This window comes from Haloferax gibbonsii ATCC 33959 (genome assembly GCF_000336775.1).
Taxonomy (GTDB): domain Archaea; phylum Halobacteriota; class Halobacteria; order Halobacteriales; family Haloferacaceae; genus Haloferax; species Haloferax gibbonsii.
In genome coordinates this window covers 98,639-112,593 of the sequence record NZ_AOLJ01000013.1, presented here as the reverse complement: position 1 = coordinate 112,593, position 13,955 = coordinate 98,639, and the positions used below count along the sequence as shown (strand labels likewise).

Below are 13,955 nucleotides of genomic sequence, written 5' to 3'. Positions count from 1 at the left end.
AAGGGCGTCTGCGACTCGGACGAGTCGCGGTCGACTCAGTAGCTCCGGACCTTCGGCTCGTACGTCTTGTCCTCGCCTTCGAGGATGACCGGCTTGTACCAGAGTTCCGGGCGGCCGTCGTTCCACGAGAGCATCGTGTGCTTGAGCCACTCCTCGTCGCGGCGCTCCTGGTACTCCTTGCGCCAGTGGGCTCCGCGGAACTCGTTGCGCGCGAGCGCGCCGAGCGTGATGGCCTCGGCGATGTCGAGGATGTTGCGCGTCTCCAGCGTCTGGAGCAGGTCCGTGTTGAACGTCCGCGACTTGTCGGCCACGAACACGTCCTGGTAGAGTTCGCGCGCCTCGCGGATGTCGCGGAGCGCGTCCTTGAGGGCCGACTCCTCGCGGAAGACGTTCACGTTGCGCGTCATCGACTTCTGGACGCGTTCGCGAATCTCGGCCTGCTGGATGCCGTCTTCTCGCTCCAGGAGGGTGTCGATGGTCTCGCGCTCGTCTTCGACGGCGCGCTGGACGAGGTCCGCTCCGGAGACGGACGCGCCCGCGTCCGCCGCCGTCCCGCCGTCGGCGACGGCGTCCTCACCGATACCCGCTTCGCCGAGTTCGACCGGCGAGTCGACCTCGCCGAGTTCGTACTCGCCTTCTTTGCCGGTCGTGATTTTGGCCGCCTCCATGTCCTTGCCCGCGGCGTGGTGGCCGGCGCGCTTGCCGAAGACGATGAGTTCGGGGAGCGCGTTGCCGCCGAGACGGTTGCCGCCGTGGACGGAGGCACAGGCGCACTCGCCGGCCGCGTAGAGACCGGAGATGCAGGTCTCGCCGTTCTCGTCGGTCTCGATGCCGCCCATCGCGTAGTGCTGGCCGGGCTTGACCGGCATCGGCGCGTCGAGGGGGTTGACGCCCTCGAAGTCCTCCGAGAGGTGGATGATGTTCTCGAGGCGGTCGATGATGCGCTCCTCGCCGAGGTGGCGCATGTCGAGGTGGACGTACTCGTCTTCGATGCCGCGGCCCTCGTTGACCTCCGTGAGTTCGGCCCGGGAGACCACGTCGCGCGAGGCGAGTTCGCCGAGGTTGTTCGCGTAGCCGTACTCGAACATGAAGCGCTCGCCGTTTTCGTTGTAGAGGATGCCGCCCTCGCCGCGGACGCCCTCGGTGATGAGAACGCCCGTCGAGGGGAGCGTCGTCGGGTGGAACTGGATGAACTCCATGTCCTCCATCGGCGCGCCGGCGCGGTAGGCCATCGCGACGCCGTCGCCGGTGTTGGCGACCGCGTTGGTCGTGTGGTCGTAGACCTGCCCGAGGCCGCCGGTGGCGAGAATGACGCCGTTGCGGGCGCGGAAGCCCTCGACCTGTCCGGTCTGCACGTCGTAGGCGACGATGCCGTGGCAGTTCCGGTCCTCCGGCTTCTCCTCGTCGGAGACGGCCAGTCGGGTCACGTGCCACTCGTCGTAGACCTTGATGCCGCGCTTGACGAGCTGCTCGTACATCGTGTGGAGCAGCTGGTGGCCCGTCTCCGCGCCCGCGTAGGTGGTCCGCGGGAACGAGAGCCCGCCGAACGGTCGCTGGCTGACGCGCCCGTCGTCGTCACGGGAGAACGCCATCCCCCAGTGTTCGAGCTTGATGGTCTCTTTCGGGCTGTCCTTACAGAGGGTCTCGGCCGCCGGCGCGTCGGCCAGATAGTCCGAGCCCTTCATCGTGTCGTAGGCGTGGTCCTCCCACGAGTCGCCTTCGCGGAGCGCGGCGTTGATGCCGCCCTCCGCCGCGCCCGTGTGACTTCGGACCGGGTGGAGCTTCGACACGATGGCCACGTCGGCCCCTTCCTCGTGTGCCGCAATCGCCGCGCGCAGGCCCGCCCCGCCCGCGCCGACTACGATAACGTCGTGTTCGTACATGGTGTGTTTGGGTGTGTCGTAGGGTTGGTCGAACTTCAGGGTTTCACCGGGAAGTTCACCAGAACTTCAGGTTGTTCTTAATCGCCTCGCGCTTGAGTTCCTGGATGTGCTCCGTGAGAGGGATGTCCTTCGGGCACACCTCGGTACAGGAGAACTGGGTCTGGCAGCGCCAGACGCCGTGTTCCTGTTCGAGGATTTCGAGGCGGCGCTGCTTCATGTCCTCGCCCTCGCGTTCGTCCATGGCGAAGCGGTAGGCCTTGTTGATGGCCGCGGGACCGAGATACTCGTTGTCGCCGGCGGCGATGTTACACGAGGACATACACGCGCTACACCAGATGCAGCGGGTGGACATCTTGACCTTCTCGCGGTTCTCGCGCGTCTGGCGCTGCTCGTCGAGTTCGCCGTCCGGAAGCGAGTTCGTCTGGAAGTACGGCTCGACCGACTCCATCTGGTCGTAGAAGTGCTCCATGTCGACGACGAGGTCCTTGACCACGTCGGCGTGCGGGAGCGGCTCGACCCGAATCGGCTCCGAGAGGTCCGACAGCTGGGTCTTGCAGCCGAGTCGCTGCGACCCGTTGACGAACAGCGCGTCGGACCCGCAGATGGCCTGCCGGCAGGAGTGCCGGAAGGTAAGCGAGGAGTCGTAGTGGTCCCGCGCCCACATGAGCGCGTCGAGGACCGTCATCCCCTGCTTGTACGGGACGTGGAAGTCGTCGAAGCGGGGCTCCTGCTTCTCCGGCACCTCGGGGTCGTAGCGGAAGACCTTGAGGTGGAAGGTGTCGTCCGCGGAGCGCGCCTTCTCGGCCGCCTCGGCCTCGCGCTGCTCTTGGACTCGCTCGGCCCGCTCGCGCTTTTTCGCGTCGCGCTTCTGCTTGCCGGCGGACGCCGTCTCCGTGGCCGATTCCTCTTCGACTGCTTCGGGAACTTGCGTGCTCATTAGATGGGAACACCTCCGGCCCACGCGAGGGCCGTGCGGACGCCCTGCACGATGAGGAGGACGCTCGCGAGACCGAGAATCGCCTTGACCGCCGTCTTCCGGGTGCCCGTGAGGCCCTGGTTGACGAGGGCGTTGTAGACGCCGTTGACCCCGTGGAACGTCGCGGTGACGAGGAACAGGATCATCAGCGAGAAGTACGTCAGCTGCTCCATGCGCGCCTGTGAGAGGGCGAACGTCACTTCGTCGGCGTGGTTGACGAAGTGGAGCAGGAAGAAGTGGAACGCCAGCACCACGACGAGGAAGGCGGCTGTCAGCCGCTGCCAGAGCCACCGCCGGCCGCCCGGCTCGAAGGACGTGTATCGCTCCGCCATCAGATGCTCACCCCCGAGAGGAAGGTGGGAACGCTCGCGACGACGATGACACCCGTGAGGATGAGCGACGCGTAGAAGCTCTTGTCCTGTGCTTCCAGCCCGACGCCCAGGTCGACGAACAGTAGCCGCAGTCCGTTGAGGATGTGAAACACCGCCACCGCGAGCAGCCCGACTTCCAGAATACGCACGACCAAGAGACTCTCCAGCGCCTGAATCGTGTTCGTGTACGCCGCCGCGCCCGAGAGGGCCGTCGACAACACGGCGATGTGGGTAAAGAGATAACCCACAAGCACCCAGCCGGTGAACTTGTGGAATATCCAGGCCCACATGCCGGCCGAGAACTCCCGCCATCTGCTGAAGTCCTCGATGAGGCCCCGATTGTAAGACTGACTCATGCTCTTGTGAGTGTCGGGAAGGGGAGGGTATAGAACTTACGTGTATGGAGTTTCGTGAGGGTTGGCAAAAGTCGCCGGACCCCGAATATCTCGGGGCGGGGCGGCCGGTCTCAGAGCGTCGGCTCGGGGGTGCCGGACTGCTCGCGCTCGACGACGCGCCGCACCTTGTCCTTCAGTTCGACGAGGTGGCAAAGCGGGTTCCCGGGGTAGACGACCGGGTTCTCGAGGACGCCGACGAGCAGGCCCGTGAAGGGGGCGACGACGGTGACGTTGTCGTCCTTGAACGGGTTCGTAATCGTGCAGATGCGGTCGCCCTCGTGGACGAGCGCGCCGCGGTCGTGGTGCATGTCGACGATGCCGCCCGCGTCGGCGCGGAGCCACGTCTTCTCGTTTTCGTCCGAGATGACGGTCCGCCAGCCCGGCCAGTTGACCGTCGAGGTCCCCCGGAGGCCGTACTCGGCGAAGACGCTCTCGACGCCCGCGAGCGCCTCGTCGATGAGTTCGCGCTGGAAGCGGTGGGCCTCGCCCATCTCGACGGTGATGGCCGGCGTCCCGCTCGCCGACGACTCGGTTCGGAGCATCCCGCTGGACCCCGAACTGTCGATGATGACGTGCGAGCCGAAGGCGTTGGCGAGTCGCGCGACGGCGGGGTCGGACATGTCCGCGCGGACGTGGAGCATGTTAGTTCGCCCCCGCGTGGAGGTGTGGAAGTCGATGCCGAGGTCGCAGGGCGCGATGAAGTTCTGGTAGATGCGGTGTGCCATCCGCTTTGCTCCCGTCGAGGTCTCGGAGCCCGGGAACGACCGGTTCAGGTCACGGTCGTAGATGGGGAGGTACCGCTGTTGGGCGAGGAACGCGGGGACGTTCATCACCGGCATGCAGACGAGGGTGCCCGCGAGGTCCGCGAGGTCCCACTCGTAGGCCACCTCGCGGACGACCTCGATACCGTTCAGTTCGTCGCCGTGGGCGGCGGCGGAGAGGAACACGGTCGGCCCCGGCCGCTCCCCGTTGATGATGGTGACGGGGATGCGAACCGGGTCGCCGAGATACGTCTCGGAGATGCCGTACCGGATGTCCTGTGTCTCGCCCGGCTCGACCTTCCCGCCGTTGTAGGTGAAGGCCTCGTTGTCGGCCATGTGATGCGATGGGAGGGCCGGGGTTATAAACGGTCGCGACGGACCGCCCGACGCCGTCCTCGCGGCCGCGAACCGCGGGCGGCCGGCTCTCGACCGTCATGTCTTTGAAACCGGGAGGATATCAACTGAGTATGTCCACCACAGACGACGCCGTGCGTGTCGGCGTGCTTTCTCTGCACAACAGCAAGGAGACGAAGGCAATCCTCAACGCGGTCGAAGACCTCGGTCACGAGCCGGTGTGGCTCCGCCGGGAGAACGCGGCGGTCAGCATCGAAGACGGCGAGGTGACGGTCGAGCCTGAGGTGGACATCATCGCGAATCGACTGCTCCTGTCGAACACCGAGGAACCCGCGGAACTGCTCGGGCTGGCGACGACGTTCAACCGCATCCGACCGATGCTCAACGAGCCCGACGCGGTTCTCGCGGCCATCCACAAGTTCGCCACGGCCGCGACGCTCGCCAACTGGAACATCCAGGTGCCCGACGCGCTCCTCGCGCTCTCGAACGACCGGCTGAACAAGGGCCGCGAGCGCTTCGGCGACGTCGGCGTCTACAAGTCCGCCATCGGCACCCACGGCGGCGGGACGTGGAAGGTCGACCTGACCGAGCCCGTGAACCCGAAGGTCGGCAACCGACAGGCGTTCCTGCAGAAGCTCATCGACCGCGACGGCGACCGCCACCGCGACCTGCGCGTCTACATCGTCGACGGCGAAATCATCGGCGCGATGTACCGCTACGCCCCGGACGGCGACTGGCGGACCAACGTCGCCCTCGGCGGCGACGTGCTCAACGCGACCGACGAGATGCCCGAGGAAGCGCGGGAGACGGCGCTCTACACGGCCGAAGTGATGGAGATGGACTACGTCGGCGTCGACCTCGTCGAGGGCGAAGACGGCTGGTTCGTCCTCGAAGCCAACCCGACCGCCGGCTTCAAGGGCCTCTATCAGGCGACGGGCAAGAGCCCCGCGCCGCACATCGCGAAGCTCGCAATCGAGCGCGCGGGCGGCGAGGTCGACGAGGCACGCGTCGAGGAACTGTCCGCGACGCTCGACGACTCCGTCCCCTCGTGTGCCCCCAACGAGTCGCCCATCATCGACGGCGAAGCGCCCATCATCGGCTACATCGAGGAGGTCGTCGTCAACGGGACCAGCGGCTCCCAGCAGACCCTCGCGAAGTCCGACACCGGGGCGACCCGGACGAGCATCGACACGAGCCTCGCCGCCGAAATCGGCGCGGGGCCCATCAAGAGCATGACGCGCGTGAAGTCCGGGAGCCTCAAGGGCGGGAAGGCCCGCCCCGTGGTCGACCTCGTCATCGGTATCGGCGGCACCCAGCACACCGTGACCGCCAGCGTCGAGGACCGCTCGCACATGGACTACCCGCTGCTGCTCGGGCGCGACATCCTCGAACACTACCGCGTGGACGTGCGCCGCCGCGCCAACGCCGACCGCAACGACAGCGACGACGAGGAAGAGGAACTCCTCGAAGAGTAAGTCGGCCCGCGCCACGCCACGGCCACCGGCGCGCTCGCCATCGGCGCGACGACCGCCGTCGCTCCGACCGGTGACCGCATCCGAGCACCCGAGACACGCGCACTTTTCTCTTCGACGACCCAACCACGGGTCGATGAGCGACGACGCATACCGCGAACTCCGGGCGGACCCGCACCTCGGCGACGTGGTCGAGGAACACGGCCCGCTCTCGCTCGACCCCGCCGACGACCCCTTCGAGCGACTGGTCGTCTCGATTGTCAACCAACAGCTCTCGACGACCGCGGCGGCGACGATTCGGGACCGCCTGTTCGACCGCGTCGAGGTCACGCCCGAGGGGATACTGGCCGCCGACGAGGCCGTCCTGCGCGACTGCGGCCTCTCGAATCAGAAGGTCGGCTACGTCCGCAACGTCGCCGACGCGTTCCGAGACGGCCTCTCGGCCGAATCTCTCCGGAAGATGGACGACGACGAGGTCGTCGCGGCGCTCACCGAGATTCGCGGCGTCGGCGACTGGACCGCGAAGATGTTCCTCATCTTCGTGCTCGCCCGCGAGGACGTGTTCCCGGTCGAGGACCTCGGGATTCGACGCGGCATGGAACACGTCTTCGGGTTCGAACCCGACGCCGTCTCCCGCGGCGAGATGCGCGAACGCGCCGAGCGCTGGGCCCCCTATCGGAGCTACGCCAGCCGGTATCTCTGGCGGTGCGTGGACTAACTTCGAACGGGTGGAAAGCCAAGCCGAGACGAATAATCGACAGACTGCGTCGGTATTTCTAACCGAGAAAATAAACATCTGTTACGTTTATATTCTGCGCGAGGGAAACGTTGAAACCGCCGCGCACTATAACGTTCGTCCATGAACGTAGATGACGTCAACAGTATCACCGTTCTCGGAGCGGGCAACATGGGCCACGGCATCGCGGAGGTCGCGGCCCTCGCCGGCTACGACGTCGTGCTGCGCGACATCAAAGACGAGTTCGTACAGAAGGGCTACGACCAAATCGAGTGGTCGCTGAACAAACTCGCCGAGAAGGACCGACTGTCGCAGGACGACGCCGACGCCGCGCTCGCCCGCGTCTCGACGGCGGTGGACCTCGGCGAGGCCGTCGTCGACGCCGACGTGGTCATCGAGGCCGTCCCCGAGAAGATGTCCATCAAAAAGGAGGTGTACACCGAGTTGGAGGAACACGCCCCCGACCACACGGTGTTCGCCACCAACACCTCCAGTCTCTCCATCACCGAACTCTCCGAAGTGACGGAGCGACCCGAGCGCTTCTGCGGAATGCACTTTTTCAACCCGCCGGTCCGCATGGACCTCGTCGAGGTCATCTCCGGCGCGCACACCGCCGACGAGACGCTCGAACTCGTCGAGGACCTCGCCGAGGCGATGGGCAAGACGCCCGTCCGCGTCCGCAAGGACAGCCCCGGCTTCATCGTGAACCGCATCCTCGTCCCGCTGATGAACGAGGCCGCGTGGATTGTCCACTCGGGCGACGCGACGATGGCCGAGGTCGACTCCACGACGAAGTACGACATGGGCCTCCCGATGGGGAGCTTCGAACTCGCCGACTACGTCGGCATCGACGTGGGCTATCACGTCCTCGAATACATGCACGAGGTACTCGGCGACGCCTACGAGCCGTGTCCGCTCCTCTCCGAGAAGGTCGAGGAAGGCGACCTCGGCCAGAAGACCGGCACGGGCTTCTACGACTACGAGGACGGCGAGGGCGCGGAAGTCCCCCACGACGAGGGGAGCGAAGCGGTCAAGAACCGCCTCCTCGGCGTCATGGCGAACGAAGTCGCAGGTCTCGTCGGAAACGACGTGGCCGACCCGGCCGCCATCGACCGCGCGGTCAAACTCGGCGGGCGCTTCCCCGACGGCCCGGCGAAGATGGCCGACAACGCGGGCATCGCCACCCTCGTCGGCGCGCTCGACAAGCACCACGACGAGACCGGTGAGGAGCGCTACGAGGCCGTCCAGTACCTCCGCGACCTCGCCCAGTCCGGCGAGGGCTTCTACGGCGGCGCGGAGGAATCCGACGAGGCACCCGCGTTCGACGACATCTCAGTCGAGGTGCGCGACGGCATCGGTCACATCACCCTCGACCGCCCGCACCGCCTCAACACCATCAGCATCGAACTGATGGACGAACTCTCCGAAGCGCTCGACACCCTCGCCGAGGACGACGAGGTCCGCGCCGTGCTCCTCACGGGGGCCGGCGACCGCGCGTTCTCCGCCGGAGCCGACGTGACGAGTATCGCCGCGGGCGGCGGCGACGCCGTCTCGGGCGTCGAAATCTCTCGGAAGGGCCAACAGACGTTCGGAAAGCTCGAGGAACTCGACAAGCCGGTCATCGCCGGCATCGACGGCTTCTGTCTCGGCGGCGGGATGGAACTCGCCATGTGCGCCGACCTCCGCATCGCCACGGAGCGCTCCGAACTCGGCCAGCCGGAGCACGACCTCGGGCTCCTCCCCGGCTGGGGCGGCACGGTCCGCCTCCAGCGCATCGTCGGCACCGGCCGCGCGAAGGAGATTATCTTCAGCGCCGACCGCTACGACGCCGAGACGATGGCTGACTACGGCTTCATCAACGAGGTCGTCGAGAACGACGGCTTCGAAGAACGGGCCTTCGAGTACGCGAAGCGGTTCGCACAGGGCCCGCCGGTCGCCCAGCGCTACACCAAGCGCGCCATGCACAACGGCTGGGAAGACACCGACTCCGGACTGGAGGTCGAAGCGCAGGCGTTCGGCCTACTGTTTACCACCTCGGACCTGATGGAGGGCATCGCCGCCTTCACGAGCGACCGCGACCCCGAGTTCACGGGCGAGTAAGCCACCGCCGTGGGTGGGTTCCTCTCACTCACCCACGATGGAACGCAACGCTTAAAATAGTCCAACGACCACTCGTGAATGCAGACGCTCGGTTGGTGTAGTCCGGCCAATCATCTTGGCCTTTCGAGCCGAGGACCAGGGTTCAAATCCCTGACCGAGCACTTCTCTGAGGAACAACGTGACGAAGAAGAGCGCGCAGTGTAGGGATTTGAATCAGGGAGCAGCTTGCTGCGACTGAGGTTCAAATCCCTGACCGAGCACTTCTCTGAGGAACTACCTTCCAAGCGACCGCTGTACATGTCGCCTAGACCGCGAAGGTGCGGATATGAGCGGGATATTCGAACTAGCGAGCAACTTGTTGCGAGTGGAGTTCAACTCCTCTCCCGAGCAGTTCTCTCACCCCGGACGACTCGACTCCCGCCCACGGTAGTTAGCTTACACGTTTTTAACGATAGCAATTAAAATATACACGATAGCATGGAACACGAGCGTCCCGGGACGGGAGTTCGATGATGCTCGAAGAGTTCGTCTCCCAAATCGACCCCGTCGTCGTCCGCCTGTTCGTCGCGGCGGCGTTGGGGATGTTCCTCGGGTTAGAGCGCGAGCGGTCGAAGAAGAGCGCCGGCGTGCGGACGTTCACGCTGACGAGCCTCCTCGGTGGCGTCGCCGTCGTGGTCGGAAGCGACATCCTCCTCGCGGTCGGCGGGTTGTTGGTGGTCGCACAGGCGGTGTTGCTCGGGAGTCGCGGACTCGTCGAACGCGGGTCGCACGAAAGCGAGGACGACCGAGCCGACTCCCAACTCGACTTCGACGCGGACGCTGACGCCGAAGCCGACGACGGCCGCCGCGGTGACGCCGAGGTCGTTCGCCTGGACGACCTCGGCGTGAACCTCTCACTCACCACGTCGACGTCGTTGTTAGTCGCCTACGCGGTCGGCGCGGCGGTGGTGAGCGGCTTCGTCATCGAGGGCGTCGTCGTCGCGCTCACGTCGTCGCTCCTGTTGGTCCTGCGGCGCGAACTCCACGGGTTCGCCCGGCGGCTCACGACCGACGAGGTTCGGAGCGCCGTCGAGTTCGCCATCATCGCGTTCGTCGTCTACCCGTTGCTCCCCGAGGGGCGAATCGGTCCGTGGGATGCCGTCAATCCCCGGACGGTCTGGTTGCTCGTCGTCGCGGTGAGCGCAATCGGCTTCGTCAACTACGTCATCATCCGGCGGTACGGCGAACGCGGCATCGCCATCACGGGCTTTTTCGGCGGGCTGGTGAACTCGACGGCCGTCATCGGCGAGATAGCCGGTCGGACCAGCCGCAACCCGTCGATTCGACCGCTCGCGGCCGGCGCGATTCTGATGGCCGACGCGGCGATGGCGCTCCGAAACCTCTCGCTCGTCGTCGTGTTCATCCCGGAGCTCGCGGTCGAGGTGGGGATTCCCCTCGGACTCGTCGCGCTCGTGGGTGTGAGCTACGCGCTGCACTCCCGCGAGTGGGGCGTCGACCTCGACGTGGCGTTCGAGTCGCCGTTCAGCCTCGAAAGCGCCCTCCGGTTCGGCGTGTTCTTCCTCCTCGTGTTGCTCGCCTCCGCGGCGGCGCAGGAGTACTTCGGCGCGGCCGGGTTCGTCGTGACGAGCTTCCTCGGCGGACTGGTGTCGAGCGGGTCGGTCGTCACGACCACCGTCACGCTCTACGGCGGCGGCACCATCAGCGAGACGACCGCCGTCGTCGGCGTCCTCGCCGGAACCGCCGCGAGCATCGGAGTCAAGGTGGCTCTCGCGGCGAGCGTCGACCGCGAACTCCTCGGGCCGGTCGCCCGGCGGAGCGCGCTCCTCGTGGCGGCGGGCGTCGCCGGCGTCGCCATCGTCGTCTTTCGTCCGTAAGGCGAGCGGCACGGAGGTCCGCGCACGCGGAATCAACTTGGCCGACACAACAGTCAGCGACACAACATTGATAACACCGTGCCGCGGCAATCAAATCGCACTGGTTCGGCGCGTATCCCGTGACCGAGCGGCCCACGAAGATTCGCCCGTCGGTCGTCCCCCGACGGGCGAGGGTCACTCCGCGTATCCACCCTCCCGAGCGACTGCGCTCGTCTGAGTGGCCCGATTCGTCCGACCGCCCCCGTTCGCGCCGACAGCTCGACTGCGAAGCCGATGGCTTGAGGTTCGCCGGCGTCTATCGTGGCTCTACGTCCACCGAGCGATGATACGCGACCCGACCCGACGAGACCGTGGCGAACCGCACGCGAAGCGACAGCAGTCGGCCCCGAAGCCGAACCGGGCGAGAAACGGCCTCGGGAGCGCCTGACCGTGTCGGACACGACGCGCGCCGCGCTCGCCGCCGGAACGCTCGTCGCCCTCGCCGCGACGAGCGGGAGTCTCTATTTCAGCCTCGGTCTCGGGCTCACGCCCTGCGACCTCTGTTGGTACCAACGCATCCTGATGTACCCGCTCGTCGTGGTGCTCGGAGTCGCCGCGGTCGAGGACCGCTCCGGCGTCTGGAAGACGGTGCTTCCCCTCTCGCTGGGAGGGCTCGCCCTCTCGGGCTACCACTCGTACCTGCAGGTCGCACCGGGCGCGACCTGTACCGTCGGCGGCCCGTGTACGTCCATCCAGTATCCCGTGCTCGGCGGCCTCCTGACCATTCCGCGACTCGCGTTCATCGGGTTCGCGCTCGTGACGGTCCTCGCGCTCGCCGCCGCCCGCCTCGGCGGGTCGGCCGACGACGCGTGGGGGATGTGACCGGGTTCGGGACCGCACTCCGAGCGCCGTCGTCGCCCTAACTCCCGTCGAGTTCGACCATCGGTTCGGGGTAGTCCACGCCCAACTCGACCCCGTAGGTCGCCTGTTCTTCGTCGCTTAGTTTCCACGGTTCGTGGGCGTACTCGGCGGGTAACGCGTCGAGTTCGGGGAGCCACGTCTTCACGTACTCGGCGTTCTCGTCGTAGCGGTTCGCCTGCCAGCGCACGTCGAACGAGCGGTCCCGCGAGTCGTTGCCGACGCCCGCGATGTAGGCCCAGTTGCCGTAGTTCGACGCGGGGTCGTAGTCGACGAGTCGCGTCTCGAAGTACGCCGCACCACGTCGCCAGTCCAGTCTGAGGTCGTTGGCGAGGAACGACGCCGCGTTCTGCCGCCCGCGGTTCGACATGTAACCCGTCGCGTTCAGTTCCCGCATGTTCGCGTCGACGAAGGGGATACCCGTCTCGCCCGCCGTCCAGCGCTCGAACTGCGTCTCGTCGGCCCGCCAGTCGACGTCGGTCCGTTTCCGGATGCCCCCGCGGCGGAAGAAGTCGCTCCCGTGTTTGGCGAACTGGAACTGGAAGAAGTCGCGCCAGCGGAGTTCGAAGACGAGCCAGTACGTCGAGTCGTTTTCGACCCGCCGGTCCTCGTAGCGGTCCACCTCGGCCTTGACGGACCGCGGCGAGAGACAGCCCTCGTTCAGCCACGGCGAGAACTTCGAGGAGTAGTCGGCTCCGAGCATCCCGTTTCGCGTCTCCTTGTACTCGCGGAGGTGGTCGCCCGTCCAGATGTACGACTCCACGCGGTCGAGCGCGGCCGTCTCGCCGCCGTCGAAGGAGAGGACGCCGCGGTCGTCGGAGGCGCGGGCGGACTCGGCGTCCGCAGTCCCGACGAGGGTCGAAAGCGAGGGGAGGTCGCCCGCGACCGGTGCGTCGACCGGGAGCGGCGGGACGTCCGGTTCGGAAAGCGGGTCACGACCGGCGGGGTCGCCGTCGCCCGCTGACTCGCCACTTCGCCCTGCGTCGCCTCCCTCGTCGCCTTCGACGGCCGATTCGACCGCCTTCCGGAACGTCGTGTACGTGTCCGGAACTTCGGAGAGCGCCATCGGGAGGTCGTCGAGGTGGGTGAGCGTGTGGCCCCAGAAGCGCCGGAGGTCGACGCCGTCGCCTCCCAGTTCTCGCTCGACCGCCGACTCGACGCTCGACTCCTCGGGGGTCGGACGCGTGTGGACCGTCACGAAGTCGGCGTCGACGGTCGCCGCCAACTCCGGAAGGACGGACTCGGGCGTCCCCTCGCGGACGACGAGGTCGCTTCCGCGCTCTCGGAGGGACGACCGCAGGTCGGACAGCGATTCGAGGCGGAAGCGGGCGCGGTGCGCGCCCGTCTTGTCGAAGTCGAAGGAGTCGGGCCCGCCGAAGGGCCGGTCGCCGTACTCGCGGGGGTCGAGACAGTAGACCGGGAGGACGCCGTCGGCGTCGCAGGCGGCCGCGAGCGCCTCGTTGTCGTGCAGGCGGAGGTCGCGGCGGAACCACGCGAGCGAAGTTGACTCGGACATCGTCGGCGGCGCTTAGGATGGGGATGACTTGAGTCGAACGGCGGTTCTGGGGCGGCCCCCGGCCGTGTCGCCGGGTCTACGTCCGGCTTCGCGTCTGCAGGCCGAGTTCCGCGCCGGCGACGACGGCGGCGACGGTGAGCGCGAGCCCGGCGACGAGTCGCGGGTCAACGCGGTCGATGACGGGGACGCCCATCCAGCCGGCGAAGAGGAGCGCGAGCCCGGCGAGACACGTCGCGAGCGACAGGAGCGCGAAGGGGGCTTGCGTCGGCTCCTCGTCGGCCAAGTAGTGGTCGAGCTCCGCCGCGCTCGACCCGAGCGAGACGGTCTTCGCCCGCGAGTCGTACGCGACGATTCGGAGCGAGTCGAGCTTGGGCAGATGGGTCTGGTGAAGCGAGATGTAGACGCTCTGACGGACGTTCTTGGGAGGTGGCGACTCGCCGGACTCTATCTCGGCGATGTGCTCCGCGAGGTCGCCGACCGACTCCGGACCGTCCCCGTCGCGCAGTCGTTCGAGCGCGAGCCGCCGCCGCTCGTTTCTGAGCACGTCGTGGATGTCGGCCTCGTCGAGCGAGCCGTCCGCCTGCTCGCCGGAGACGGTCGGCGAGTCAGGCTCGGCCATC

12 protein-coding genes and 1 tRNA gene are annotated in these 13,955 nt (G+C 67.0%); 6 read left to right on the top strand and 7 right to left on the bottom strand.

Features of this window, described 5'->3' with window-relative positions; all coding sequences use genetic code 11:
- Nucleotides 1–35: 35 nt before the first annotated feature.
- The 5 genes from C454_RS08270 to C454_RS08250 form a co-directional block, all read right to left on the bottom strand.
- Complete coding sequence (locus tag C454_RS08270; protein WP_004974458.1) at nucleotides 36–1,883, bottom strand: FAD-binding protein; 1,848 nt, start codon at nucleotides 1,881–1,883, stop codon at nucleotides 36–38.
- Between the two features lie 55 nt (nucleotides 1,884–1,938).
- Nucleotides 1,939–2,820 carry a succinate dehydrogenase/fumarate reductase iron-sulfur subunit gene (locus C454_RS08265; protein WP_004974456.1) on the bottom strand — a complete coding sequence of 294 codons (882 nt, stop codon included), beginning with the start codon at nucleotides 2,818–2,820 and terminating at the stop codon, nucleotides 1,939–1,941.
- Nucleotides 2,820–3,191, bottom strand: a complete 372-nt coding sequence (locus C454_RS08260; RefSeq protein ID WP_004974454.1) for a succinate dehydrogenase hydrophobic membrane anchor subunit — start codon at nucleotides 3,189–3,191, stop codon at nucleotides 2,820–2,822. The genes C454_RS08265 and C454_RS08260 overlap by 1 nt, the downstream gene beginning before the upstream one ends.
- The gene (gene sdhC, locus C454_RS08255; protein ID WP_004974453.1) at nucleotides 3,191–3,586 is read right to left on the bottom strand and encodes a succinate dehydrogenase, cytochrome b556 subunit; all 396 of its coding nucleotides are present in this window, start codon (nucleotides 3,584–3,586) and stop codon (nucleotides 3,191–3,193) included. Before sdhC ends, C454_RS08260 begins: the two co-directional genes overlap by 1 nt.
- A 110-nt stretch (nucleotides 3,587–3,696) precedes the next feature.
- Nucleotides 3,697–4,722: a succinylglutamate desuccinylase/aspartoacylase family protein gene (locus C454_RS08250; protein ID WP_004974452.1), complete on the bottom strand. Its 1,026-nt coding sequence runs from the start codon at nucleotides 4,720–4,722 to the stop codon at nucleotides 3,697–3,699.
- Between the two features lie 131 nt (nucleotides 4,723–4,853).
- On the opposite strand from C454_RS08250, the gene C454_RS08245 reads away from it, so the two are divergent.
- The 6 genes from C454_RS08245 to C454_RS08220 all read left to right on the top strand — a co-directional run bounded on the left by C454_RS08245 (nucleotide 4,854) and on the right by C454_RS08220 (nucleotide 11,783).
- Nucleotides 4,854–6,215 (top strand): putative ATP-dependent zinc protease, encoded by a 1,362-nt coding sequence (locus tag C454_RS08245; protein WP_004974451.1) that lies wholly within the window; start codon nucleotides 4,854–4,856, stop codon nucleotides 6,213–6,215.
- A gap of 133 nt (nucleotides 6,216–6,348) precedes the next feature.
- Nucleotides 6,349–6,930, top strand: coding sequence for a DNA-3-methyladenine glycosylase family protein (locus tag C454_RS08240; protein ID WP_004974450.1), 582 nt, complete (start codon nucleotides 6,349–6,351; stop codon nucleotides 6,928–6,930).
- A 141-nt stretch (nucleotides 6,931–7,071) separates the two neighbouring features.
- The gene (locus C454_RS08235; RefSeq protein WP_004974449.1) at nucleotides 7,072–9,048 is read left to right on the top strand and encodes a 3-hydroxyacyl-CoA dehydrogenase/enoyl-CoA hydratase family protein; all 1,977 of its coding nucleotides are present in this window, start codon (nucleotides 7,072–7,074) and stop codon (nucleotides 9,046–9,048) included.
- An 86-nt stretch (nucleotides 9,049–9,134) separates the two neighbouring features.
- A tRNA-Glu gene (locus C454_RS08230) sits at nucleotides 9,135–9,209 on the top strand.
- Between the two features lie 351 nt (nucleotides 9,210–9,560).
- Complete coding sequence (locus C454_RS08225; protein WP_049905049.1) at nucleotides 9,561–10,922, top strand: MgtC/SapB family protein; 1,362 nt, start codon at nucleotides 9,561–9,563, stop codon at nucleotides 10,920–10,922.
- A gap of 429 nt (nucleotides 10,923–11,351) precedes the next feature.
- Nucleotides 11,352–11,783: a disulfide bond formation protein B gene (locus tag C454_RS08220; RefSeq protein ID WP_004974446.1), complete on the top strand. Its 432-nt coding sequence runs from the start codon at nucleotides 11,352–11,354 to the stop codon at nucleotides 11,781–11,783.
- Between the two features lie 37 nt (nucleotides 11,784–11,820).
- Here C454_RS08220 and C454_RS08215 read toward each other — a convergent pair whose 3' ends face one another.
- A complete protein-coding gene (locus C454_RS08215) occupies nucleotides 11,821–13,335 on the bottom strand; it encodes a DASH family cryptochrome (RefSeq protein WP_004974443.1) in 1,515 nt (504 codons plus the stop codon).
- A gap of 76 nt (nucleotides 13,336–13,411) precedes the next feature.
- A complete protein-coding gene (locus C454_RS08210; protein WP_004974441.1) occupies nucleotides 13,412–13,954 on the bottom strand; it encodes a DUF7344 domain-containing protein in 543 nt (180 codons plus the stop codon).
- Between the last annotated feature and the right edge of the window lies 1 nt (nucleotide 13,955).